This is a genomic window from Lentzea sp. NPDC020367 (genome assembly GCF_044387305.1).
In the GTDB taxonomy this organism is placed as follows: Bacteria; Actinomycetota; Actinomycetes; order Mycobacteriales; family Pseudonocardiaceae; genus Lentzea.
In genome coordinates this window covers 32,379-55,646 of record NZ_JBIRVV010000025.1, presented here as the reverse complement: position 1 = coordinate 55,646, position 23,268 = coordinate 32,379, and the positions used below count along the sequence as shown (strand labels likewise).

Annotated in this window: 19 protein-coding genes and 2 tRNA genes; 6 read left to right on the top strand and 15 right to left on the bottom strand. The window is 69.4% G+C overall.

Annotation, left to right across the window (positions count from 1 at the left end; genetic code table 11):
• Positions 1-21: 21 nt before the first annotated feature.
• Positions 22-1,764, bottom strand: a complete 1,743-nt coding sequence (locus ACH413_RS45270; RefSeq protein ID WP_360048168.1) for a proline--tRNA ligase — start codon at positions 1,762-1,764, stop codon at positions 22-24.
• A 135-nt stretch (positions 1,765-1,899) separates the two neighbouring features.
• Here ACH413_RS45270 and ACH413_RS45265 point away from each other — a divergent pair, with 135 nt between their 5' ends.
• Positions 1,900-2,259 carry a VOC family protein gene (locus ACH413_RS45265; RefSeq protein ID WP_360048169.1) on the top strand — a complete coding sequence of 120 codons (360 nt, stop codon included), beginning with the start codon at positions 1,900-1,902 and terminating at the stop codon, positions 2,257-2,259.
• Positions 2,260-2,494: 235 nt separating this feature from the next.
• On the opposite strand, the gene ACH413_RS45260 is transcribed toward ACH413_RS45265, so the two are convergent.
• Positions 2,495-3,451: a GNAT family N-acetyltransferase gene (locus ACH413_RS45260; RefSeq protein ID WP_360048170.1), complete on the bottom strand. Its 957-nt coding sequence runs from the start codon at positions 3,449-3,451 to the stop codon at positions 2,495-2,497.
• An 86-nt stretch (positions 3,452-3,537) separates the two neighbouring features.
• On the opposite strand from ACH413_RS45260, the gene ACH413_RS45255 reads away from it, so the two are divergent.
• Positions 3,538-4,293 (top strand): class I SAM-dependent methyltransferase, encoded by a 756-nt coding sequence (locus ACH413_RS45255; protein ID WP_360048172.1) that lies wholly within the window; start codon positions 3,538-3,540, stop codon positions 4,291-4,293.
• A 65-nt stretch (positions 4,294-4,358) separates the two neighbouring features.
• Here the strand turns inward: ACH413_RS45255 and ACH413_RS45250 are convergent.
• From ACH413_RS45250 to ACH413_RS45240, 3 genes are all read right to left on the bottom strand, one after another.
• A tRNA-Lys gene (locus tag ACH413_RS45250) sits at positions 4,359-4,430 on the bottom strand.
• An 8-nt stretch (positions 4,431-4,438) separates the two neighbouring features.
• Positions 4,439-4,511 (bottom strand) — tRNA-Gln (locus tag ACH413_RS45245).
• A 16-nt stretch (positions 4,512-4,527) separates the two neighbouring features.
• Positions 4,528-5,856 (bottom strand): hypothetical protein, encoded by a 1,329-nt coding sequence (locus ACH413_RS45240; RefSeq protein ID WP_360048174.1) that lies wholly within the window; start codon positions 5,854-5,856, stop codon positions 4,528-4,530.
• 61 nt (positions 5,857-5,917) lie between these two features.
• Between ACH413_RS45240 and yaaA the strand changes: the two genes are divergently transcribed.
• The 4 genes from yaaA to ACH413_RS45220 all read left to right on the top strand — a co-directional run bounded on the left by yaaA (position 5,918) and on the right by ACH413_RS45220 (position 11,114).
• On the top strand, positions 5,918-6,646 hold the full coding sequence (yaaA, locus tag ACH413_RS45235; RefSeq protein ID WP_360048176.1) for a peroxide stress protein YaaA: 729 nt from the start codon (positions 5,918-5,920) through the stop codon (positions 6,644-6,646).
• A gap of 208 nt (positions 6,647-6,854) precedes the next feature.
• Entirely contained in the window at positions 6,855-7,823 is a 969-nt protein-coding gene (locus tag ACH413_RS45230; protein ID WP_396426063.1) for a serine protein kinase RIO, read from the top strand.
• A 225-nt stretch (positions 7,824-8,048) separates the two neighbouring features.
• Complete coding sequence (locus tag ACH413_RS45225) at positions 8,049-9,608, top strand: DEAD/DEAH box helicase (protein ID WP_396426061.1); 1,560 nt, start codon at positions 8,049-8,051, stop codon at positions 9,606-9,608.
• Between the two features lie 327 nt (positions 9,609-9,935).
• Positions 9,936-11,114: an MFS transporter gene (locus tag ACH413_RS45220; RefSeq protein WP_360048180.1), complete on the top strand. Its 1,179-nt coding sequence runs from the start codon at positions 9,936-9,938 to the stop codon at positions 11,112-11,114.
• Here ACH413_RS45220 and ACH413_RS45215 read toward each other — a convergent pair.
• The 10 genes from ACH413_RS45215 to ACH413_RS45170 form a co-directional block, all read right to left on the bottom strand.
• Entirely contained in the window at positions 11,059-12,891 is a 1,833-nt protein-coding gene (locus tag ACH413_RS45215; RefSeq protein WP_396426058.1) for an ABC transporter ATP-binding protein, read from the bottom strand. The genes ACH413_RS45220 and ACH413_RS45215 overlap by 56 nt on opposite strands.
• Positions 12,888-14,618 (bottom strand): ABC transporter ATP-binding protein, encoded by a 1,731-nt coding sequence (locus ACH413_RS45210; protein WP_360048242.1) that lies wholly within the window; start codon positions 14,616-14,618, stop codon positions 12,888-12,890. The genes ACH413_RS45215 and ACH413_RS45210 overlap by 4 nt, the downstream gene beginning before the upstream one ends.
• 130 nt (positions 14,619-14,748) lie before the next feature.
• Positions 14,749-15,612 (bottom strand): RICIN domain-containing protein, encoded by an 864-nt coding sequence (locus ACH413_RS45205; protein ID WP_360048182.1) that lies wholly within the window; start codon positions 15,610-15,612, stop codon positions 14,749-14,751.
• Between the two features lie 123 nt (positions 15,613-15,735).
• Positions 15,736-16,944, bottom strand: a complete 1,209-nt coding sequence (gene cobA, locus ACH413_RS45200; RefSeq protein ID WP_360048183.1) for a uroporphyrinogen-III C-methyltransferase — start codon at positions 16,942-16,944, stop codon at positions 15,736-15,738.
• 51 nt (positions 16,945-16,995) lie between these two features.
• Entirely contained in the window at positions 16,996-17,709 is a 714-nt protein-coding gene (locus tag ACH413_RS45195) for a PIG-L deacetylase family protein (RefSeq protein WP_360048184.1), read from the bottom strand.
• 44 nt (positions 17,710-17,753) lie between these two features.
• The gene (locus tag ACH413_RS45190; RefSeq protein WP_360048186.1) at positions 17,754-18,527 is read right to left on the bottom strand and encodes a serine protease; all 774 of its coding nucleotides are present in this window, start codon (positions 18,525-18,527) and stop codon (positions 17,754-17,756) included.
• A 125-nt stretch (positions 18,528-18,652) separates the two neighbouring features.
• Positions 18,653-20,023, bottom strand: a complete 1,371-nt coding sequence (locus tag ACH413_RS45185; protein ID WP_360048188.1) for a M36 family metallopeptidase — start codon at positions 20,021-20,023, stop codon at positions 18,653-18,655.
• A 104-nt stretch (positions 20,024-20,127) separates the two neighbouring features.
• The gene (locus tag ACH413_RS45180; protein ID WP_360048190.1) at positions 20,128-21,384 is read right to left on the bottom strand and encodes a cobalamin biosynthesis protein; all 1,257 of its coding nucleotides are present in this window, start codon (positions 21,382-21,384) and stop codon (positions 20,128-20,130) included.
• Positions 21,381-22,202, bottom strand: a complete 822-nt coding sequence (locus ACH413_RS45175) for a hypothetical protein (RefSeq protein WP_360048192.1) — start codon at positions 22,200-22,202, stop codon at positions 21,381-21,383. The genes ACH413_RS45180 and ACH413_RS45175 overlap by 4 nt, the downstream gene beginning before the upstream one ends.
• Positions 22,202-23,245 (bottom strand): SAM-dependent methyltransferase, encoded by a 1,044-nt coding sequence (locus ACH413_RS45170; protein ID WP_360048194.1) that lies wholly within the window; start codon positions 23,243-23,245, stop codon positions 22,202-22,204. The genes ACH413_RS45175 and ACH413_RS45170 overlap by 1 nt, the downstream gene beginning before the upstream one ends.
• Between the last annotated feature and the right edge of the window lie 23 nt (positions 23,246-23,268).

Here is a 23,268-nt window from a genome sequence, read left to right as displayed (position 1 = left end):
GCCCGGCGTTCAGTTCCTGCTTCAGCTGGTGACGACCTGCACCAGGTGGTCGACGGCCTCCGCGACCGGCACCTCGACGCGCTCGCCGGAGCGGCGGTCCTTGACCTCGACCGTGCCGTCCTTCAGGCCGCGGCCGATCACCAGGATCGTCGGGATGCCGACGAGCTCGGCGTCCGCGAACTTCACGCCGGGGCTCGCCTTGCGGTCGTCCAGCAGGACGTTGAGACCCTTGGCGCTGAGCTGCTTCGCGAAGTCCTCACCGGCGTTCATCAGCGTCTCGTCCTTGCCGGCGACCACGACGTGGACGTCGGCGGGGGCGACGTTGCGGGGCCAGATCAGGCCGCGGTCGTCGTGCGACTGCTCCGCGATGACCGCGACGAGCCGCGAGACGCCGACGCCGTACGAGCCCATGGTGATGCGGACGGGCTTGGAGTCCGGGCCGAGGGCGTCGAGCGAGAACGCGTCCGCGTACTTGCGGCCGAGCTGGAAGATGTGGCCGATCTCGATGCCGCGCGCGGCGACCAGCACACCCTTGCCATCCGGCGACGCGTCACCCTCGCGGACCTCGGCGACGTCGATGACGCCGTCCGGGGTGAAGTCGCGGCCCGCCACCAGGTCGACGACGTGGTGGTCGGCCTTGTCCGCGCCGGTGACCCAGGCGGTGCCCGTGACGACGCGGGGGTCGGCGAGGAAGCGGATGCCGTTGGCCTGGATGGCTCCCGGGCCGATGTAGCCCTTCACCAGGAACGAGTTCTTGGCGAAGTCGGCCGCCTCCAGCATCGCGACCTCAGCCGGTTCGAGGGCTGCTTCGAGGCGCTTGAAGTCGACCTCGCGGTCACCGGGGACGGCGATCGCGAGCAGCTCCCAGTCCTTGCCGGGGCTCTTGACCTTCACCAGGACGTTCTTCAACGTGTCGGCCGCGGTGAACTTGCGGTCGGTGTTGGCGTTGAGGAAGTCCACCAGCGTCTCGATGGTGGGCGTGCTCGGCGTGTGGTGCACCTGTGCGGCGGGCTTGTCGTCGATCGACTGCGCGGGGGGCACGGGCGTCGCGACGGCCTCGACGTTCGCCGCGTAACCGGACTCGGTGCTGCGCACGAACGTGTCCTCGCCCGTCTCGGCGACGGCCAGGAACTCCTCGGACGCCGAGCCGCCCATCGCGCCGGACGTGGCGGAGACGATCACGTACTCCAGGCCGAGCCGGTCGAAGATGCGGATGTAGGCGTCGCGGTGGTCCTGGTACGACTGGCTCAGGCCCTCGTCGCTGAGGTCGAACGAGTACGAGTCCTTCATCAGGAACTCGCGGCCGCGCAGGATGCCCGCACGGGGACGCGCCTCGTCGCGGTACTTGGTCTGGATCTGGAACAGCGTGACGGGGTAGTCCTTGTAGGAGCTGTACTCACCCTTCACGGTGAGGGTGAACATCTCCTCGTGCGTGGGCCCGAGGAGGTAGTCGGCACCCTTGCGGTCCTTGAGGCGGAACAGGTTGGGGCCGTACTCCTCCCACCGGTTCGTCGCCTCGTAGGGCTCCTTGGGCAGCAACGCGGGGAACTGGATCTCCTGCGCGCCGAAGGCCTCCATCTCCTCGCGGACGACGGCCTCGATGTTGCGCAGGACCTTGAGGCCCAGCGGCAGCCAGGTGTACCCGCCCGGCGCGACGCGGCGGACGTAGCCGGCGCGCACCAGCAGCTTGTGGCTGGGCACTTCGGCGTCCGCCGGATCCTCGCGAAGGGTGCGCAGGAACAGCGACGACATCCTGGTGATCACGGTGGGTGCTCCTCGTTCACGGGCAGTTGAAACAGCGTACTGGTTGGGCGTTCCGCGAAATCGCGCGCGGTGCTCCGTCTGGGCTCTGACCTGGGCGAACCAGAATTGTCAGACCCCTTGAGTAGCGTCCGATCCATGCCTCTGACCATTGCCATGATCACCATCGACACGGGCGACGCGCGCAAGCTCGCGGAGTTCTGGACGGCCGCACTCGGCACCACGATCCAGAACGACTGGGGTGAGTTCATCGTGCTCGCGCCGAACACCGAGACCGGTCCGGCGCTCGGCATCCAGCAGGTGCCGGACGCCACGCCGGGCAAGAACAGAGTCCACTTCGACTCGCACGTGCCCGACCGTTTGGCGGAGGTCGCCCGCCTGGTCGCGCTCGGCGCCACGGAGGTCGCGGTGCACAGCGTTCCCGGTCTCGTCTGGACCGTGCTCGCCGACCCGGACGGCAACGAGTTCTGCGTCGGCCAGGCCGGCGAAGAGCTCTAGCGGCGCGGCTCGGCCCGTCGCCGGACGAGTTCGCTCCGCACCGGGCCGGGTCACGCCGTCAGAGCTCCATCGGGAGCCGGGAGCTCCAGCGGTGCGGCTCGTCCGTTGCCGGGCGAATCCGCCTGCCATCGGGCCGAGTCACACCGTCAAAGCGCCACCAGCAGCCCAGAGCTCCAGCGGCACGGCTCGGTCCGGCGCCGGGCGAATCCGCTCACCACCGGACCGGGTCACCCGGTCAAAGCGCGACCGGCAGCCCGTAGTCGATCCAGGTCCGCGCCACCTCGAACCCGGCGCGCTCGTACACGCCGAGCGCACGGGTCGAGTTGGCCGAGTCCACGGAGAGCCCGGCGCGGTGGTAGCCCTGCGTCCTGCCCTGAGCCAGCGTGCGGCTCAGCAGGGCCGAGGCCACGCCACGCCCGCGGTGCTCCTCCAGGGTGCCGACGTCCCCGATCCACAACTCGCGGACGCCGGTCATCTCCTCGACCACCGGGTAGTGCCGTGCGAGCACGAACCCGACCACGGTGCCTTCGGAGAGCGCCAGGAAGGAGGACTCCGGAACGAACCGCAAGCTGTCGGTGAACGACGCCGCCCACTCCTCAGGGCTGCGGTCGACCGACCCCCAGTGCTGGGCGAAGGCCGTGTTGCAGACGTTGCGGACCTCTTCGTCGCGAGCCGCGGAGAACGGCACGATCTCGTAGCCAGACGGGACCGGGACCTGGGCGAGTGACTCGCCCAGTGCCACCTCCAGCTCGTAGAAGTAGCGGTCGGCGCCGAAGCCGAGCTTCTCGACCAGGGCGACGTGTCCCTCGGAGCGGCTCTCGACCATGGTGCACACGGCGAGCGGCAGGTCCGGGTGTCGTGCGACGTGGAGGTCGTGCGCCAGGGTGGCGAGGCGCGGCAGCAGTTGCCGCCCGATGCCCTCGCGGCGGAACTCGGGGTGGACCGCTCCGTCGAGCCGGACGCGGTGCGTGCCCACGGGGTTGTCGCGCAACACGACCAGCCCGTAGGCGGCAAGCCTTCCGCCCGCGAGCACGGCCAGCGATCCACCGGGCAGGTCGGCCTTGCCGAACGACTCCGCGAAGTCCTCTTCGGACAACAGTTCGCCGGTGTCGTCGACCGCCTCGGCCGCGTTGTAGAGCGCGGCCACCGCCGGGATGTCCGCTGTCGTGAGCGGGCGCCACACGAGTTCCACGTCGAATGACGCTACGGGGAGGGGATGTCGCCAACAACCGAATAACGCGTTGCCCGCGATGAGCCACCGGGGCCATCCTGCGAGCGATGACGCCACCGGAGATCGCACCGCTGCACGAGGACCTGACGTTCCACGGGCCTCTGTCCGAGGCACGAGCAGCTCGCCTCATCCGCTCACTCCTGCCGTTGGACGACGCCCACGTGCTGGACGTCGGTTGCGGCTGGGCGGAGTTCCTCCTGCGGACCCTGGAAGCCGCACCCACGGCCACCGGCACCGGCGTCGACCTGAACGCCGCGGACATCGCGCACGGTCAGGCCAACGCCGAGGCACGAGGCCTGGCCGGCCGCGTCAGTCTGCAGGTGGCGGACGTGGCCCGGTGGCATCCGGACCGGCCGGCCGACGTCGTGATCGTCAACGGCGCCAGCCAGGTGTGGGGTGGAGACCCGTTGCAGCACACGGCGAACGCGCTCACGGCGGCGAAGCAGCTGTTGCGCGCGGGCGGCAGGCTCCTGCTGGGCGAGGGTTTCTGGGAACGCGAGCCGACCGAGGAGCAGCTGGCGGCGATGCCGGTGCCGCGCGACCAGTACGGCTCGGTGGCCGACCTGGTGGACCTCGCGCACTCTCACGGCTACCGCATGCTCGCGGTGGAACAGGCGAGCCTCGACGAGTGGGACGTGTTCGAGAACGGGCACGGTCTCGCCTGGGAACGCTGGCTGCGCGACAACCCGGACTCCGAGCACGCGCCGGAGATCAGGGCGAAGGCCGACACCTCCCGCGGCTACCGGTTGCGGGGGTGGCGCGGCACGCTCGGCCTGGCCTACCTGACGCTCCAGGCGCCGTAGGCCTGGTCCGGTAGGCCTCGTCCGCGACAGTCACGGACGAGGCCGGCGCGCCGCACCTCCGTCGGGGAACACGGCCGGGCTCGAACCGGCGTCCCTCCGGATCAAGAGCCGGAGCTCTACCACTGAGCTACGCGTTCCAAGTGCGTTCGGCGGACCGGGCTCGAACCGGCGTCCACCCGGTCCCAGAGCCGGGCGCTCTACCTCTGAGCTACCACCGAACGCACTCCAGCCTGCTCAACCGGGAAGGTCCTGTCCACCGAATACCTCGGTGCGCAGTGCCTTGCCGCTGAACGCGTGCGCACGCCGCAATGTCATGGCCCACAACGGATCCGACACGGCCACGCCGTGCACGAGTTCCGGGGTCGGCCGGAAACGCGCGATCAGGCCGTGCTTGCGGGGCGCGGTCCAGCCGGCGCGCTCCGGGTCCACACCGTGCGAACGGCACGCGACCTCGACGAACGAACGCGTGCACGTCGCGGTGCCGTCCAGCACCTCCCACGGCAGCGGCAGGGATGCCCACACGGCGGTGTCCGGGTGCAGGCCGCCACCGGACTGCCCGTGCCACCAGGCCAGGTCTGCCGCCATGACGCGCATCGTCTTGCCCGGCCAGGCGGCCTCGAGCAACGACGTGAGGCCTGCGGCGTGCAAGCAGGCGATCCACGCGGTGCGGGCGGCGTTGTAGGCACCGGCGTAGGCGTTCCAGGTCGACGAGTCGACACCGGAACGCACGATCATCGTCGCCCTGTCCACGTCGGACGTGCGCCACAGCTCGCCGAGCACGGAGGCGATGGACCTCGTCGCCGCGGACCACCGGCCTAGCAACTCGCCGAGTTGCTCGGCGGACAGGTGCCGCAGGACGTCCCACACCGGGTGCGCGAGCGCGATCATCGCCCAGTCCGTGCCGGACCGGCACCGTTCGAGGAGCACGTCGGCGACCTGGTCGAACGGGTTCTCGCGGCCGGCCAGGCTGAACTCGCGGCGCAGCTTGCGACGGGCCGTGAAGTACGCGACGAAGCAGGCCGCGTCGGGGTCCGCCCGGAAGCGGTCGCGGTCGATCACACCCACGAACCCAGCCGACGCGAGCAGCGTCGCGCGGCGCAGTTCCTGGGCGCGCCCCAGCCGATCGGCCTTCGCGGACAGCCTGCGCAGCACGCGGAAGCGGCGGTTGTACTGCCGCTTCGACAGTTCGATGCCGGCGGACGCGCGGGCGTCGCGGTTCAGCCGGTCCGCGAGGAAGTCCGCGTGCTCCGGGTCGAAGCCGATGCCGGCACCGGCCAGCGCCGCGAACTCCAGCACCGACAGCGGGTCCTCGACGTCGACCACGTCGTCCATCTCGAACAGGCGGCGGGTGGCGGCGACCTGACGTGCGGCACCGACCGGGCGGGCGTAGTCGTCGCTCATCCCGGAGAAGCCGTGCCAACGGGACGCGTGCGCCGCGACACCGTTGATCACCGCACGCTCGCGCCGCTTGAGCGACGGCAGCGCCTCCAGCACGAGGACGGCCACGTCCTCCGGGCGCGGCCGGGCGTCGAGCGAGCGGTACAGGCGGTCGAGTGCGTCCACGCCTTCCAGATGACCACGCCCTGTCCAGCCGTTTTCCGGCTTTGCCCTACCCTTTTCAACCGTGCTGGTGCTGCTTCCCCCGTCGGAGACCAAGGCGATCGGCGGCGAGGGCGCGCCGCTCGACCTCGACGCGCTGTCGTTCCCCGAGCTCAACCCCGTGCGCGACAAGCTGGTGTCCGCGCTGGCCGATCTCGCGAAGAACGTCCCGGCGAGCCTCAAGGCGCTCGACATCTCCGAACGCCAGGTCGACGAGGTGCACCGCAACGCGGCGCTGCGCACGTCGGAGACCACGCCCGCGCTGTTGCGCTACACCGGCGTGCTCTACGACAACCTGGACTTCCCGTCGCTGAAGAAGGCCGCGAAGGAACGCGCCTACCAGCGGCTCGCGGTCGCGTCAGCGCTGTTCGGGGCGGTGCGCGGCGGCGATCCCGTGCCCGCGTACCGGTTGTCCGGCGGCAGCACGCTGCCCGACCACGGCAGCCTGCGGACGGTGTGGAAGCCCGCCCTGGAGCCGTTGTTCGCGGACGCCGGCGAGTTCGTCGTCGACCTGCGTTCCGGCGCGTACTCCAGCCTCGCGCGGATCCCGCACGCCGTCGTCGTCCGGGTGATCACGAGCGAGGGCAAGGTCGTGAGCCACTTCAACAAGGCGCACAAGGGGTTGCTCGCGCGCGCCATCGCGACGTCCAGCACGGAGCCGCACGACCTGAAAGGCCTGGTCAGGCTCGCGCAGAAGGCCGGGCTCACGATGGTGCCGACGGGCGAGAAGACCGCGGACCTGATCACCGGTTAATTCGGTTGCGGGCATCGGGACCCGCGCGGCAAGCTTCTCTCCGAAGCGTGAAACGAAGCTGGATCGAGGAGGTGCGTGATGTCAGAGCCTGTCTTTGGACGTGGCACCGCGTTCGCGACCCGTCCAGCCGCCCCTCGCGCCTGATCAGCACCGTTTGATCGCAGAGCGCCAGTGGGGCGGTCACCTTCGCCTTTTGGGAGACCCCACCGTGCGCGAGCACGATCTTTTCGAACGTTACGAATCTGCTTTCGATGGCGCCGACGACACCATGCGGCGCAAGGGAAAGCGCACCAACCGGATCGCCGACGACGCGGGACCGACGCGTCGCGGCCGAATGACCGAGGAAGAGAAGCTGCGGGTCTCGCGACTGCGCGAGGACCAGCTCAGCTCCGCGGACACCCCCGAGGACGGCGACCGCTGGTCCACGTGGGGCGACGCCGACCAGGGTCCGAAACCGCATCCTGACTGGCTCATCACGGAACTGGCCGCGGTGGACCGCGAGCTGGGCATCGTGAAGACCGGCAAGGAGGCGGACGTATTCCTGCTGGAACGCGCCATCGGCGACAGGTCGACCCTGCTCGCCGCGAAGCGCTACCGCAGCAACGACCACCGGATGTTCCACCGCGACGCGGGGTACCTCGAGGGTCGTCGCATGAAGAAGTCCCGTGAGACGCGGGCGATCGCGAACCGCACCGCGTTCGGGCGCAACCTGATCGCGGAGCAGTGGGCGGTCGCGGAGTTCGCCGCGCTCGCCCAGCTGTGGCAGATCGGCGCACCCGTGCCGTATCCGGTGCAGCGCAGCGGCACCGAGCTGCTGCTGGAGTTCATCGGGGACTCCGACGGCACGGCGGCACCGCGGCTCGCGCAGGCCCGTCCCGACGAGGACGAGTTGCTCGACCTGTGGCGTCAGCTGGTCGCGACGCTGATGACGCTCGCCGAGGCGGGCATGACGCACGGCGACCTCTCGGCGTACAACCTGATGGTCCACGACGGCAGGCTGATCATGATCGACCTGCCGCAGGTGGTCGACCTGGTCGCGAACCCCCGCGGCCCGGAATTCCTCGACCGCGACGTCCGCAACATCTGCGGCTGGTTCGCCTCGCGCGGCCTGCCGCACGAGATCGGCGACCCGTCCGCGCTGGTGGCGACGCTGCTGGACGTGGCGGGTATGGCCTGACCCACGTTGCGCGCCCGGCCGTGTCCAACGACACTGCCGGGCGCGCAAGGCTTCGCGATAGATCAGCTAGACTGTGCTGTACACCGATGCAGGCTTGACGGCCGTTGACCGGTGTTTCCACCCACTCATCAGCGGCGTGACCATCACGCCGGGCCCGTCCTTGTGATCGGCACCGCGGTAGCTCGCGGGGCAGCCTCGAGACGTGCCATGTCCCGGAGGTTTGTTTTGCCATCAATGTCCGAAGGCCGTTCCGAGCGTGGGCAAAGCCGCAGGTCACCGCGGCGCCGCTCGGGTCGCCAGGGCAATTCCTCGCGTCCGCAGCAGCGGGTCGAGGAACCGATCGTCGCCGAGGTCTTCGAGAGCACGCTGCCGGAAGGCCCGCTGCCCTCGTTCGCTGAACTCGGCCTTGCCGACGCGCTGATCAAGTCGCTCGTCGCCAACGAAATCACCGAGCCGTTCCCGATTCAGGCGGCCACCCTTCCCGACGCCATGGCCGGCCGCGACATCCTCGGCCGTGGCCAGACCGGCTCCGGCAAGACGCTGGCGTTCGGCCTCGCGATGCTGACCCGCCTCGCGACCGGCCGCTCGCAGCCGAACAAGCCGCGCGGCCTGATCCTCGTCCCGACCCGCGAGCTCGCGATGCAGGTGGAGACGGCTCTCATGCCGCACGCCCGCTCGCTGGGCCTGTGGTGCCGCGTCGTCGTCGGCGGCACGTCGTTCCCGCGCCAGATCGAACACCTGCGCCGCGGCGTCGACCTGCTGATCGCGACGCCGGGCCGCCTGTCCGACCACGTCCGCCAGGGCACGTGCGACCTCGGCTCCGTCGAGATCACCGCGCTGGACGAGGCCGACCAGATGGCCGACATGGGGTTCATGCCCCAGGTCCGCGCGATCCTCGACCTGACCCCGCAGGACGGACAGCGCCTGCTGTTCTCCGCGACGCTCGACGGCGACGTGGACAAGCTGGTCCGCCAGTACCTGCACAGCCCGGTGACGCACTCGGTGGCCCCGGCCACCGCCAGCGTCACGACCATGGAGCACCACCTGCTGTTCGTGTCCGCTGAGGACAAGCAGAACGTGGTGACCGAGGTGGCCGCGCGCGAGGGCCGCACGATCATGTTCGTGCGCACCAAGCACCACGTCGACCGCCTGGCCAAGAAGCTCCGCTCGGTCGGCGTCCACGCCGGCGCCCTGCACGGCGGCAAGGCTCAGAGCGCACGCACCCGCGTGCTCGGCGAGTTCCGCGAGGGCACCACGCCAGTTCTGATCGCGACGGACGTCGCGGCACGCGGCATCCACGTCGACGACGTCTCACTCGTCGTGCACGTGGACCCGCCGGCCGACCCGAAGGACTACCTGCACCGCGCCGGCCGCACGGCCCGCGCAGGCCAGTCCGGCACGGTCGTCACCCTGGTCACGCACGACCAGCGCCGCGCAGTCCAGGGCATGGCCGCACGCGCGGGCATCCGTCCGGAGAGCACGAAGGTGCGCCCCGGCGACGACGACCTGGTCCGCATCACCGGTGCCCGCACGCCTTCCGGCGAGCCGATCATCGAGCGCGAGAAGCCGGCCCGCCGCTCCGGCGGCTCCGGCGGTCGTCGCTTCGGCGCCCCCGCGGCCGCCGGCAGCGGTGGCGGTGGCTACCGCGGCGGCTCCGGCCGGCGCACCGAGGGCGGCGAGTTCCGCGGTGGACCGCGCCGTTCGGAGCGTTCCGAGGGTGGTCGCACGTTCGGGCGGACCGAGCGCGGCGCGGGTCGTCCGCGCCGGGCAGCACCGCAGCACTGAGCTTGATCTGATCAACGGCTGAAGGCCGCTTCCCCGTCTCGGGGAGGCGGCCTTCGTCGTGTGCGGGGGTCGGCGTCTTGAAAGACGTCCTTTGCCGTACGCAGCTGCCTCCTCATGTCGGGAACGGCGTTGGCTGCGCTTGAGTGGGCCGTTTCCCACGACGAGGCGCCGCTTTCGCCGTTTCTGCGGCCGAGTTGTCCACAGATCGGTGAGCGGTGGGTTGACGCGCCAGAATCGTCGTTAAGTTGGGTGGAGGCAGGTGGTCAGCCCCCTGGGTGGGCGGGGCCTGAGCAGCGGGCGTTCTCGGTGCGGCACGTAAGGTGCCGCATGGGGCGGAACTGGTACCTGCTGTGGGGCGGCAGCGCCATCTCGGCGTTGGGGGACGGCATCTTCCTGGCGGCACTTCCGCTGCTCGCCACCACGCTCACGCAGGATCCGAAGCTGATCGCGGGTGTCAGTTTCTTCGGCACGCTCCCCTGGCTGCTGGTCGCACTCCAGGCAGGAGCCGCGGCAGACCGGTACGACGGCCGGCGTCTGCTGCTCACGGCCTTGTGGGTCCAGTGCGCGCTCATGGCGTTGCTCGCCGCTTTCCACGGTGCGCACATCGCCTTCCTGTACGGCATGGCGTTTCTGATCGGCGCTGCCGAGACCGTGCCGAGGGCAGTCGGACAGCCGCTCATCAAGGCCACCGTGGAAAACCACCTGCTGGAGCGGGCGAACGGGCGGCTGTTCGCGTCTCAGGCGGTGGCATTGCAGTTCGCGGGGCCACCGCTCGGCGGGCTGTTGTTCGCGATCGCGGTGCCTGCGCCGTTCTGGGTCAACGCGCTGACGTTCGCCATCGCGGCGGTGCTGGTCATGAAGATGCGCACCGAACGCAAGGAGCCGTCGGCCCGGCCGAAGGTGACCGAAGGCTTGCGGTGGCTGGTGAAGCACAAGGCGCTGAGAACCATCACGGTCGTCTCGGCGACGACGAACCTGTGCATCGCGATGACGATGGCGACGCTGGTGTTGTTCGCCCAGCAGAGACTTGGGCTGACGAACGCCGGGTTCGGGGCCTTTCTGGCCACGCTGGCGTGCGGCGGGGTGGCAGGTGGGCTGCTCGCCGAGCGGTTGCTCGCGCGGTACCGCCACGCGGTCGCGGTGACAGTGGTGCTGATTCCGTTGATGTGGCTGGGGATCGCGACGCTCGCCCACGACCTCGCCACGGTCGCGGTGTTCGCGGTCGTGAGTTCGTTCTGCACGGCGGTGTGGGGCGTGGCGACCTCGAGCTTCCGGCAGAGGGTGGTGCCCACGGAGTTGCTCGGCCGCGTCAGCAGCGCGCAGACCCTGATCACCTGGGGTGTTCAGCCGGTCGGCGCGCTGCTGGGCGGACTCACCGCTGACTACTTCGGCCTGCTTGCTCCTTGGTACCTGTCGGTCGCGCTGCGAACCGCCGTGGGGCTGCTCAGCCTCAGATCGCTGCCGCGAACTGCGCTGAGTACAGCCGGTGGTACGCGCCCTGCCTAGCGAGCAACTCCTCGTGCGTGCCCTGCTCGACGATGCTCCCGGCCTCCATCACCAGGATCAGGTCGGCGTCGCGGATGGTGGACAGGCGGTGGGCGATGACGAACGACGTGCGCGACGAACGCAGTGCTGCCATCGCGTGTTGCACCAACGACTCCGTGCGGGTGTCGACCGAGCTGGTGGCCTCGTCGAGGATCAGCAGCGTTGGGTCGGACAGGAACGCACGCGCGATGGTGAGGAGTTGTTTCTCGCCCGCCGAGACGTTCGAGCCCTCCTCGTCGATCACGGTGTCGTAGCCGTCGGGCAGGCAGCGCACGAAACGGTCCACATAGGTCGCTTCGGCCGCGGCGAGGATCTCCTCCTCTGTGGCGCCCGGTTTGCCGTAGGCGATGTTGTCGCGGATGGTGCCGCCGAACAGCCATGTCTCCTGCAGCACCATGCTTGCCTGTGCGCGCAGGTCCGCGCGGCGCAGTGAGGTGATGTCGACGTCGTCGAGGGTGATGCGGCCGCCGCTGAGTTCGTAGAACCGCATGATGAGGTTCACCAGCGTTGTCTTGCCGGCGCCGGTGGGGCCGACGATGGCGATCATCTGGCCCGGTTCGGCGACCAGGGACAGGTTCTCGATCAGGGGCTTGTCCGGGTCGTAGGAGAACGACACGTTCTGGAACTCGACCTTGCCGCAGCGCCACGGGGGTGGAACGGCGTCCGAGGAGTCCGGGCGTTGTTCCGGTGCGTCGAGGAGTTCGAAGACGCGCTCCGCCGACGCTACGCCGGACTGCAGCAGGTTCGACAGCGATGCCGCCTGCGTCAAAGGCTGGGTGAACTGGCGCGAGTACTGGATGAACGCCGTCACCTCGCCCAGCGTCATGCCGCCGGAGGTGATGCGCAGGCCGCCGATCACCGCGATGGCGACGTAGCTGAGGTTCGACACGAACATCATCGACGGCATGATCAGGCCGGAGATGAACTGCGCGCCGGCCGCCGCCTCGTACAGCTCGTCGTTGCGGCGGCGGAACTCCGCCTCCGACTCCTGCTGCCTGCCGAACGCCGTCACCAGCTGGTGGCCGCTGAACGCCTCCTCGATGTGCGCGTTCAGGCGGCCGGTGTGCTTCCACTGCGCCACGAACTGCTTCTGCGCGCGCTTGCCGATCGCGCCGGTCAGGGCGACCGAGATCGGGATGACCAGCATCATCACCACCGCCAGCAGCGGCGAGATCACGAACATCATCACCGTCACGCCGATGATGCTCAGCACGGCCGTCAGCAGCTGGCTCATCGTCTGCTGCAACGTCGTCGCGATGTTGTCGATGTCGTTGGTGACGCGGGAGAGCAGCTCGCCGCGCGGCTGGCCGTCGAAGTACTTGAGCGGCAACCGGTGCAGCTTCTCCTCGACGCTCTCGCGCAGCCGGTAGACCACGCGCTGCACCACGCCGTTCAGCAGCCGCGACTGCAGCCAGCTGAACAACGAGGCGAACACGTACAGGCCCAGCGCGAACGAGAGCACCGCTCCCAGCGAACCGAAGTCGATGCCCGAACCGCGCAGGCCGTTGAAGATGATGTCGGTGGCGTCGCCGAGGATCTTCGGGCCCAGGACGGTGAACGCGATGCCGAGCACGCCGAGTCCGACGACGGCGACGAACGTGACGCGTTCGGGCTTCATCAGGCCGGCCACGCGCCGGGCCGACGTGCCGAAGTCCGCGGCCTTGCTGACCGGCGCCTGCATGGCGAACCGCCCGGCGGGGCCGCCCATCGGCCGCGGCTGCTCACGGGTGGTGGTCATGACGCTTCCTCCGGCGTGAGCTGGGAGTGGACGATCTCCAAGTACGTGGGGCAGTTGTCCATCAGCTCGCGGTGCGTGCCCCTGCCGACGATCTCGCCGTTCTCCAGCACGAGGATCTGGTCGGCCTGGGCCACAGTGGACACCCGCTGCGCCACGACGATCACGGCGGCGTCGCGCGTGTACGGCTTCAGCGCCGCGCGCAACGCCGCGTCGGTGGCGAGGTCGAGCGCGGAGAACGAGTCGTCGAACAGGTACACGTCCGGCCTGCGCACCAGCGCCCGTGCGATGGAGAGTCGTTGCCGCTGGCCTCCGGACAGGTTGGTGCCGCCCTGCGCGATCGTGGCGTCGAGCCCGCCCATCGCGGTGACGAAGTCGCGGGACTGCGCGATGTCCAGCGCCGTCCACATCTGCTCGTCGGTGGCGTCCGGCGCGCCGTGCTGGAGGTTCGACCGCACGGTGCCGGTGAACAGGTACGACACCTGCGGCACCAGCCCGATCCGCGACCGCAGCGTCTCGGGGTCCTGCGCCCGCACGTCGACGCCGCCGACCCGCACCTCCCCCGCCGTCACGTCGATCAACCGCGGGATCAGGCTCATCAACGTCGTCTTGCCGGATCCGGTGCTGCCGATGATCGCGGTGGTCTGCCCGGCGCCCACGGCGAACGACGTGCTCCGCAGCACCGGCGCGTCCGCACCGGGGTACCGGAACTCCGCGCTGTGGAAGGAGACCTCGCCACGCCCGTGAGACGCGGCCACCGACTCCACCGGAGCGTGCACCGACGGTTCGGTCTCGATGACCTCGATGATCCGCCCAGCGCTGACGGAGGCACGCGGCACCATCGTCGAGATGAACGACGCCATCATCACCGACATCAGGATCTGCAGCAGGTAGGCGAGGAACGCGGTCAGCGCGCCGACCTGCATCTCCCCGTCCGCCACGCGGTGCGCCCCGAACCACAGCACCGCGACGCTGGACACGTTGAAGATCAGCGTGACCGTCGGGAAGATCATCGCCTGCAGCCGGCCCGCCCGAAGCGCGATGTCCGTCAGCTGCGCGTTGGCGTCGGCGAACCGTTCGGTCTCCGCCTTCTCCCGCACGAACGCCCGCACCACGCGCACGCCGGTGAGCTGTTCGCGCAGCACCCGGTTCACGTGGTCGATGCGCTCCTGTTGACGCCGGAACAACGGCACCATCCGCACGGTGATCATGCCGATCGCGATCGCCAGCACCGGCACGCAGACCAGCAGCAGCCACGACAGCCCGACGTCCTCGCGCAGCGCCATCACGACACCGGCCACTGACATGATCGGCGCCGCGACGAACATCGTCGTCAGCATCACGACCAGCACCTGCACCTGCTGCACGTCGTTCGTCGTGCGGGTGATCAGCGACGGCGCCCCGAACCGCGCGACCTCCTGCGCGGAGAACGAGCCGACCCGGTGGAACACCCCGGACCGCACGTCCCGCCCGAACGCCATCGCGGTGCGCGTGCCGAACTTGACCGCGACGATCGAACAGGCGATCTGCACCAGCGAGACGACGAGCATCCAGACGCCCTGGTCCACGATGTACGAGGTGTCACCGCGCGCGACGCCGTTGTCGATGATGTCGGCGTTGAGGCTCGGCAGGTACAGCGAGGCGATCGTGCCGACGAGCTGCAACCCGACGACGATCATCAGTTCCCTGCGATATGGCCGCAGGTAGGTCGTCAGCAGGCGGGTGAGCACTCGATCCCCGCCTGGTGGCGAGGCTGTCTGGGTGGACAAGCAAGGCTCCTGAGGGTCGAGACGTGCACGAAAAAACCACCGTCCAGACCGAAGCCTGAACGGTGGCAAGTAAAGCCGCAAAGTGAATTTGCTACTTCTTGGCGGCCGCCTTGAAGGTCCATTGCGCGGCGGAACCGGAGCAGGACGCCGCCGTCACCTTGCTGGACGCGTCCCGGTAGCACTTCGTGTTGTACTGCATGTCCGAAATGGTCTTGTTCGGGTTGATCGACCACTGCTGGGCCGGTCCGCCGTCGCACTTCTTCAGCAGCACCTTGCCCGAGGACAACGTGGTGCACTGCTGGGGCGAACCCTGCTCCATGAACGCGCCGTGGAACTTGAACTGCTGGTTCGCGGCACCGGTGCAGGTGGCCGTGGTGAGCTGCGCGCCGGACGAGCCGCCCTGCAGGCACTTGCCGGTCGAGACGTTCTTGTACTCGCCGTTGGTGGTCTTGGGCTTCGCGCCGCCGTAGCACTCGCCGGTCGAGGTGTTGAAGATCGGCGTCGAGTCCACCTGCAGGTTCGACGGCGGGTTGAGGATGGTCTCCTCCATCACCGGCTTGCCGTCGTCGTGGTAGTTCGTCAGCGCGTCCTCGCAGTCGATCGCGTTCATGGCGTTGCCGCCCTTGCCGCCGATCCACGCGTCGAAGTGCCACAGCTTCGGGCCGCCGTTGGGGCCGTTGCCGTTCCAGTCCTGCTCACAGGAGGAACAGGAGTCCTCCATGATGAAGTACTTCTTGACCCGCGGGAAATAGATCTTCGTTCCCGGCTTGGCCTCCTTGCTGGACGTCGCGAACGTGATCGGGTCCGACCACGTGCCCTTCCCGCCGGCCGTGTCGTGGATCTGCGGGTAGGCGATGTCACCACCGGGCGGCGTGTTGTCGTACCAGCCGTAGAAGGTCCAGAAGACCTGTTGGGGTGCCGCGTTCGCCGGGGCCGAAACAACCAAACCGGACATCGCAAGCAAAATGCCTGCCGCCAAAGACAGGACGCGTTTCATGCGGGCCTCCGCAAAACCGGTGGACTTAGGCGGCGTGGTTGCAGAGTCCACCGGGTGCGCGGCTTTTGTAAAGAAACTTATCTAACTATTTGCGGAAGCAATACCGGCGACGGGGCCGACCACGATGATCGCCGGAGGACGAACCTCCCAGGTCTTCACGTCCGCGCCCAGCGAGTCCAAAGTGGACCGGTACACGCGCTGGGACGCCGTGCTGCCCTCCTGGATCACGGCGACGGGCGTCGAACCGGGGCGGCCTTCCATCAACGCCGTGGCGAACGCACCGGCTCGTTCGACGGCCATCATCAGCACGACGGTGCCGCGAAGGCGTGCGATCGCTGACCAGTCAACGAGAGAACGTGAGTCGTCCGGCGCGACGTGACCGGAGACGACGACGACCTCGTGCGCCACACCTCGGTGCGTCACCGGCACGCCGGCCAGCGCGGGCACACCGAACGCCGAAGTCACGCCCGGCACCACGGTCACCGGGATCCCGGCCTCGGCGCACGCCAGCAGCTCCTCGAAGCCGCGCCCGAAGACGTACGGGTCGCCGCCCTTGAGCCGGACGACGAACTTCCCCTCCTTGGCGCGGTCGATCAGCGTCTGGTTGATGAACTCCTGTGTCGCCGCACGGCCGTACGGGATCTTCGCCGCGTCCACGACCTCGACGTGCGCGGGCAGTTCCTCCAGCAACTCGCGTGGCGCCAGCCGATCCGCCACGACCACGTCCGCGTGAGCCAGCAATCGCTTGCCCTGCACGGTGATCAGCTCCGGATCGCCGGGTCCGCCACCCACCAGCGCCACACCGACGGGCGGGGCGGCCTGGTCCGCGATGCGCCCGTCGCGCAACGCCGCCACGAGCCCGTCCCGCACGGAGGCCGAGCGGCGGTGCTCACCACCCGCCAGCACACCGATCAACATGCCGTCGTGCGTACCGGTCGCCGGAGTCACGGCCGTGCCCTCGACGGCGATGTCCGCGCGCACGCAGAACACACGCTGCGAAAGCGCTTCTTCGCCGATCTGCGCGTTCACCTCGATGTTGGACGTGCACGCCACCACGTACCAAGCGCCCTCGACGTCACCGGCCTCGTAGCGCCTCTCGTGCCACGTCAGCTCGCCCGCGTCGACCATGCCCTGCACGGCGGGTGTGACGGACGGCGACACGAGCTCGACGACGGCGCCGGACGCGATCAGGCGAGGAAGACGGCGCTGCGCGACCGTGCCTCCGCCGACCACGAGGACGCGCCGGCCCCGGAGGTCGAGGCCGGCCAGGTAGTGCTGTTCAAAGGGCATGCGTAGAAGCATCCACACGGGACACGCCGTGTCCAGCCGAAGGGAACATGGTCACAGCGTCAACAGCTCGAAAGAGGTGGCCAGCACTCCTCCGAACCGCTTCCCGGTGTTCTCCGCCATCGAACGGAGGAACGCCGCCGGATCGGCCATGTCGCCAGTCAGTGCCTCCAGGTACGCCTTGTGCGCGCGTAGAGAGACCACGGAGGCATAGAACGAGTCGGTGATGTCCACGGCGTGCGTCGCCAACGGCGAGGACGCCGCGGCCAGGTACTTCACGCCTTCCCACTTCTCCAGGCCGAGCTCCGGGAAGATCCACCGGTTGCCCGCGTCTCTGACCGCGTCGACGGTGGCGCGTCCGACGGCGATGTGGTCGGCCATGTTGAGCCCACCGCCCGGCCAGGTCTCGCGGTAGTTGCCGGTGATCACGAACTCCGGCTGGTGACGGCGGATGGCGGCCGCGATGTCACGCCGCAGCGGAAGGCCGTACTCGATCGTGCCGTCCGGGTGGTCGAGGAACTCGACCTCGGTCACGCCAACGGCCACGCACGCCGCGATCTGCTCAGCGACCCGCAACGGCCCGCAGACACTCGGTTCGATCGAGTCGATGCCGTTCTCGCCGCGGCACGCGAGCAGGTACACGATGTTCTTGCCTTGGGCGGTCCACCGCGCGATGGCGCCTGCACCGCCGTACTCCATGTCATCGGGGTGAGCGACGACGACCAGCGCGTTCGACCAGTCTTCCGGTACAGCTTCCAGATCAGCCATGCGTGCAGGGTGCGCGCCGGGGCACGCACCCTGCAACAGGTGGGTCAGAGCTGAGCGGTGATCACCGAGTAGTAGGGCGCGATCCGCCCGTACACGCCGGGGTAGCCCGCGCCGGCACAGCCGCGGCCCCACGAGGTGTCACCGATGAGCTTGCCGCCGAACACCAGCGGGCCACCGGAGTCGCCCTGGCAGGTGTCGGTGCCGCCCTGCGGGAAGCCCGCGCACACCATGGAAGTGTTGCTGTACTGCGGGTACGCGGTCTTGCAGGTCGCGTCCGAGGTCAGCGGCACGTTGGCCTTGAGCAGGTACCGCGAGGCGGAACCGCCCGAGGACGTGGTGCCCCAGCCGAGGATCAGCGCGGAGTTGCCGGCCGTGTAGAGCGCGGTGTCGGACGGCGTGGCCAGCGGCAGGGTGGCCGAGTTGATGCCGCTGGCCAGCGTCAGCACCGCGACGTCGTAGCCGGCGGTCGCGGTGGTGTAGCTCGGGTGCACCCAGATCTTGGTCACGCTGACGACCGTGCCCGCGGTGCTCTGCTTGTCGTCACGACCGTGCACGACGCGCACGCTGGAGGCGGAACTGCCCTTCACGCAGTGCGCGGCGGTGAGGACCTTGTTGGCCTTCACCAGCGTTCCACCGCAGAACTGCGATCCGGACGAGGACGCCAGGTAGACGACCCACGGATAGGTGGAGGTGCTCGCTCGCGTACCGCCGACGATCATTGGCGACACGTCACTCGCGGTGGCCGGGGCGATGAAGAAGATGCCCGCGAGAGCGGACACCACGACGGACACGATCAGGCGATGCAGGGTTTTCGCCATGTTTGCCAGTCCTTCCCGATGACACTGTGTGTGCAGGGTGTACAACTGCGGCACACACAGCGTCACGGGCGGGGATTCGGCGACGTAACCGCCATTAGTCGCACATGTCCGACTTCACATTTGACCTATTTGAGAATGTCGCGGGCTTTGAACGCGGCCGTAACCGTGGCGGCATCCGCGTCGCCGTAGAGCTTCTTGGCCGTGGCGACGGTCGCCTCGGCGGCGGCCTTGAACGTCGTGTTCGGCGTGTAGGAGAACTGCGACTCCAGCACGATCTTCGCCGCCTTGTCCCGGCCGAACGCCTTGAAGACGTCGAACAGCGCCCGCGACCAGATCTGGCCGTCGAAGTGCACCTCGTTCTGCCGGTCGCCGACCTTCAGCTCGGTGTCGGCGCGACGGATGCAGTGCGGCGTCGTGGTCGTGTACGAGGTCGAGTCCCAGTCCATGATGCACGCCAACGGGGTCTTGGCCGTGTCCTGCGAGTCACGCGAGGACAGCACCAGCGCCCACCAGTCGCCGAAGCCCTCACCGATCGAGCCGCCGTCCAGCGACGAGCCGAAGCCCGGCACCTGGGCGTCCTGGATCGCGTGGCCGAGCTCGTGCCACACCACCTCGACGTCCTCGGCGTCGTCCACACCGCCCGTGCCGAAGGTGATCTGGTCCTTCGACGGGTCGTAGAACGAGTTGTCCTCGGTCAGGCCGAGCGTGGTGATCTTCTGCGCCTCGTTGTTGATGTTCTTGAACCCGAGGCTCTGGATGTACTTCTGCGCCTCCGTCACGCCCCAGTAGGCGTTGACCTGCTCGAAGAAGTCGTTGGTGCGGGTGTACTCGAACTTGTTGCTCTTGTTGTACGCCAGCTTGCTCTTGGCGCCGGTGATCGTCGCGTAGCTGCCCTTGAGGTAGCCGGAACCGTCCAGATCGGACAGCGTGACCGACTTGTACGCGGCGGAGGGCACGGCCGAGTCGGCGTCGTTGGCGTCCTTGAGGTTCTGGTTCTGCTGCGAGACAACGGGGTTCGGGCTGAACACCTTGCCGGTGCCGTTCGCGTGCTTGACCAGGCTCTCGGTCTTCACGACGGCGCCGGACTCCGCGTGCACCAGCGTGCGCTCGGATCCCTTGCCGTTGTCGGAGATCACCTCGTAGACGAGGCCGGTGCCGGGCAGCACCTTCAGGTTCGCGCCCTCGGGAGCGCTGACCTTGGTCTTGGCGTCCTCGGCGGTCACGGCCGGGGTGACGTCGACCGAACCGACGGCGAGCCGGCCGTCGTCGACGTTCTTCACACCGGTCGCCTTGTCGACGTGCTCGACGTAGTAGGCGCCCAGCACTGGTTTTCCGTCGTAGGTCTGCTCGTACCACGTGTGCGTGGCGGTCAGGGAGTCGCGAACGGTCAGCAGCCGCAGGCCTTCTTTGGGTGCGGCGGCCTGGGCGGTGATCGTCAGCAGGGACAGCGCGACGCCGGCGGTGCAGGCGACAGCGACGAGACGACGGGCTCTCATGCCGGTCTCCAGTGCTTTCGGGCCCCGGTGCAGGGGTGGGCCGTGTGCATGGCGACGCTAATCAAGAAAACTTCAGCGGAGACCCTACGAAAGAAGGAAAAACATCAGTGTTCCCATACTCCGGGAACAACAATTACGTCGGCTTCGACCGGATTGTCCAGCGTTGGTCCGGTTCCGAAAGCGACGAACGCGACCGCGGCCCCACGTGAGGCCAAATCGCACGCGCCCTCATGACCGACTTCGGTGCCAGAGCGCAGAAGCGGCCCGACGGCGTCGATCGCCTCCGGGGTCCCGATCACGAACGCCGCGCGCCGAATTTCTGCCTCGGCCCGGGGCGTGCGTTCCTCCGCCGAACCCGGCCCGAGCCCGACCAGCGCGAGCCGGCCGCGCGGCAGCACCCGTGCCGCGGCCACGGTCACGTTGTCCCGCTTGAACTTCTCGGCCGCCAGCTCGATCGGGCCGCCGTGGCCGATGCTCCGCGCGCCTCGCAACGCGGCCGCCTCCGCGACGCTCGCGGTGCCCATCGAGTTGCGCACCACCGAGCTCGGGTTCGGCACGCCGATCTCGGCGAGTTCCTCGGTCGGGAACGTCAGCAGCTCGGCGGTGTCGCCGTGCCAGAAACCCCAGTCCTCCACGGCATCGACAATGCCGGGTTCGTCCGCCTTGGCGTCCGCCGTCGCGAATGCCTTGATGGCACGCAGATCCAGACCACCGTGGGTGTCCAGTTCCGACAGTGCGGCACCCACGCTGGTGGCCGACGCACCGCGCGTCGAGCCCACACCGACGACGAGCGTGCGCGGCACGATCCGCAGCACGTTGTCCTTGGTCGCGGCGGCCCGGTCGTCGATGACGATCACCCACGTCGCGTCCTCGCCACCCGCCACGACGTTGGGCGGCAGCGCGGGCAGCGGGAAGTTCAACGGGTTGCGCAGCACGACCTTCTCGCCCGCCTCGATGGCGGCGGTGCAGGCCGCGACGTCACCGTCCGCGGTGGCGTCGAGCTGTTCGACCAGCTCGTCCAGCACCGAGTCGATGGACGGGCCGCTGGTCACCACGGCCGTGCGGTTCAGCAGATCGGCGACGTGGCGGGCGAACACGTCCACGTCACCGGCCAGCGCGACGACGAAGTGCTCGTCCACGCACACCACGGCGGGGTCGGATCGCTTGTCCCGCAACAGGGGCGCGATCAACCGGACCGCCGCGGCCGCGTCCAGGAACAGCACGACGGCGCCCAGGCGGGGCCAGAGACCGCGGACAGCGGGCTTGACGGGACCGTCGGGGACGACCGCGTCGGCACCCAGGAGCCCGGCCAGATCTGCGGCGTCACCACGCTGGGCGGCGCCGGCGAACACACCGATCACTTCTTGGTTCCCCACAGCACGGTCACCGGCACGGCCGGCGCGAACCCGGAGTCGAGCAGGCGCGAGGCGGTCCAGTGCACGCCCTCGACCTCGTAACCGGCGGCCTGCAACGCGTCCCGCGCGGGCACGATCTCGTCCACGCTCTCGGTCGCGACGACGACGCGCTTGGCCGACGCCGCCGCGCTCGCCTTGACCGCGCTCAGGTTGCCGCGGCCGACGAACACCGCGTCCGGGCGCGGCAACGAGGGCGCGTCCAGTTCGGCTTCCTCGACACGGACATCCACGCCGTGCGCGGACGCGTTCGCGATGATGCGCACGCACTGCACGGGATCCGGCTCGACCGCGATGACCGCGGCGCCGAGCCGGGCGCACTCGACGCCGACCGCGCCGGAACCGGCCAGCACGTCCCACACCAGCACGCCGGGACGGGGAGCGAGACGGGCCAGCACGAACGCGCGGACCTCGGCGCCGAGCACGTGCGTGCGGCTCCCGAAGGCGTCGTCCGGCAGCGCCCAGCCGTCGTTCGCGCGGAGGAACTCGTTGTCCGCCAGGCACAACACGGCGTCCGGGGCGGTCCAGCGCCTCGTCACCGCGTCGCGCGGGTCCACAGTGGTCAGTTCGCCCGAGTCCTGCACGATCAGCGATCGGCGCCAGCCCGCGAGGCCCGCGCCGATCTCGGCGGGCCCGATGCCGGCGGCCAGCTTGACGAGCACGGCGGAGCGGGCGCGGCACACGTTCAGCGCGGGACGCAGGCCGTCCGCCGCGTCGACGACCTCGACGGGGCGGCCCGCTGCCTCCAGCAGCTTCTCGAACGACATCAGTTGCCGGCGGTGCGCTTGGGCTTACGGGCGGTCGGCCGCTTCTTGGGAGTGGCCGTCGAAGCGCGGACCGTCGGCGGCTTCGGCTTCTCCGCCGCGACCACCACCAGCTTCGGCTTCGGCGCGGGCTCCTCGGCGGGCTTGCGCACCGACTGTTGTATTTCCTCGACCGCCGTCCACGCCGGGTTCGGCTCGGCGACGGGCGCGGTGGCCGGCGCGGGCACGGACGCGGGAATGGGCTCGTCCACGCGGGTCGCGATGCGTGAGGCGGCGCGGCGGGACCAGCGGGTCGGGCGGGCGGCGCGCAGCGGCTCGTCCACCGACGCCGTCGCCGAGGCCGACACACGACGCGTGGGCGCCTTCACCGCGGCACCGACGAGGAACAGCGTCGGGCGGTACAGCTTGTGCTGCTTCACGACGGATTCCAGCTCGCCGACCGTGGTGTGCACGACCAGTTCGTCGGCCTGGCTCACCTTGTACGCGACGACGACCGGCGTGGCCTCGGAGTACCCGCCCTGCAGCAGCTTCTCCACGAACTGGCCGGTGCGCGCGCCCGAGACCGTGGCGGCCATCGTGGTCTGCAGCGCAGCGAACTCGCTCACGAGCTCGCTGCTCTCCGGCGAGATCAGCACGGTGGACGACGCCTCGGTCAGCGTCAGCTCGCGGCCGATCTTCGCGGCAGCGGCGGCGACGACGGACACGCCCGGCACGACCTCGGTCTCGAGCCCGAGACGCACGCACAGGTCGTGCTGCTCCTGGACGCCTCCGCCGGTCGCGGCGTCGCCCGAGTGCAGACGCACGACGACCTGACGTGACGCGGCGGCACGGCGGTACACGTCGGTGATCTCCTCGGGCGTGACGCGCGAGAAGTCGACCAGTTCGGCGTCGGCACGGGCGTGCTCGCGGACGCACTCGGCGTCCACCGCTGTGGGCGCCCAGATGACGACGTCGGCTTCCGCGATGCGGCGCGCGCCTCGGAGAGTGATGAGGTCGGCGGCACCGGGACCGGCGCCGACGAAGGAGACCCGACCGGTCGTCGTCACGACAGCTCCACAGGGGGTTTGGG

Bases quoted from the DNA above. Each gene is read 5' to 3' on its own strand.
- ACH413_RS45265 (WP_360048169.1), top strand. From the start codon at position 1,900: ATGCCTCTGACCATTGCCATGATCACCATCGACACGGGCGACGCGCGC.
- ACH413_RS45255 (WP_360048172.1), top strand. From the start codon at position 3,538: ATGACGCCACCGGAGATCGCACCGCTGCACGAGGACCTGACGTTCCAC.
- ACH413_RS45220 (WP_360048180.1), top strand. From the start codon at position 9,936: ATGGGGCGGAACTGGTACCTGCTGTGGGGCGGCAGCGCCATCTCGGCG.
- ACH413_RS45215 (WP_396426058.1), bottom strand. From the start codon at position 12,891: ATGACCACCACCCGTGAGCAGCCGCGGCCGATGGGCGGCCCCGCCGGG.
- ACH413_RS45205 (WP_360048182.1), bottom strand. From the start codon at position 15,612: ATGTCCGGTTTGGTTGTTTCGGCCCCGGCGAACGCGGCACCCCAACAG.
- cobA (WP_360048183.1), bottom strand. From the start codon at position 16,944: ATGCCCTTTGAACAGCACTACCTGGCCGGCCTCGACCTCCGGGGCCGG.
- ACH413_RS45195 (WP_360048184.1), bottom strand. From the start codon at position 17,709: ATGGCTGATCTGGAAGCTGTACCGGAAGACTGGTCGAACGCGCTGGTC.
- ACH413_RS45190 (WP_360048186.1), bottom strand. From the start codon at position 18,527: ATGGCGAAAACCCTGCATCGCCTGATCGTGTCCGTCGTGGTGTCCGCT.
- ACH413_RS45185 (WP_360048188.1), bottom strand. From the start codon at position 20,023: ATGAGAGCCCGTCGTCTCGTCGCTGTCGCCTGCACCGCCGGCGTCGCG.
- ACH413_RS45175 (WP_360048192.1), bottom strand. From the start codon at position 22,202: ATGTCGTTCGAGAAGCTGCTGGAGGCAGCGGGCCGCCCCGTCGAGGTC.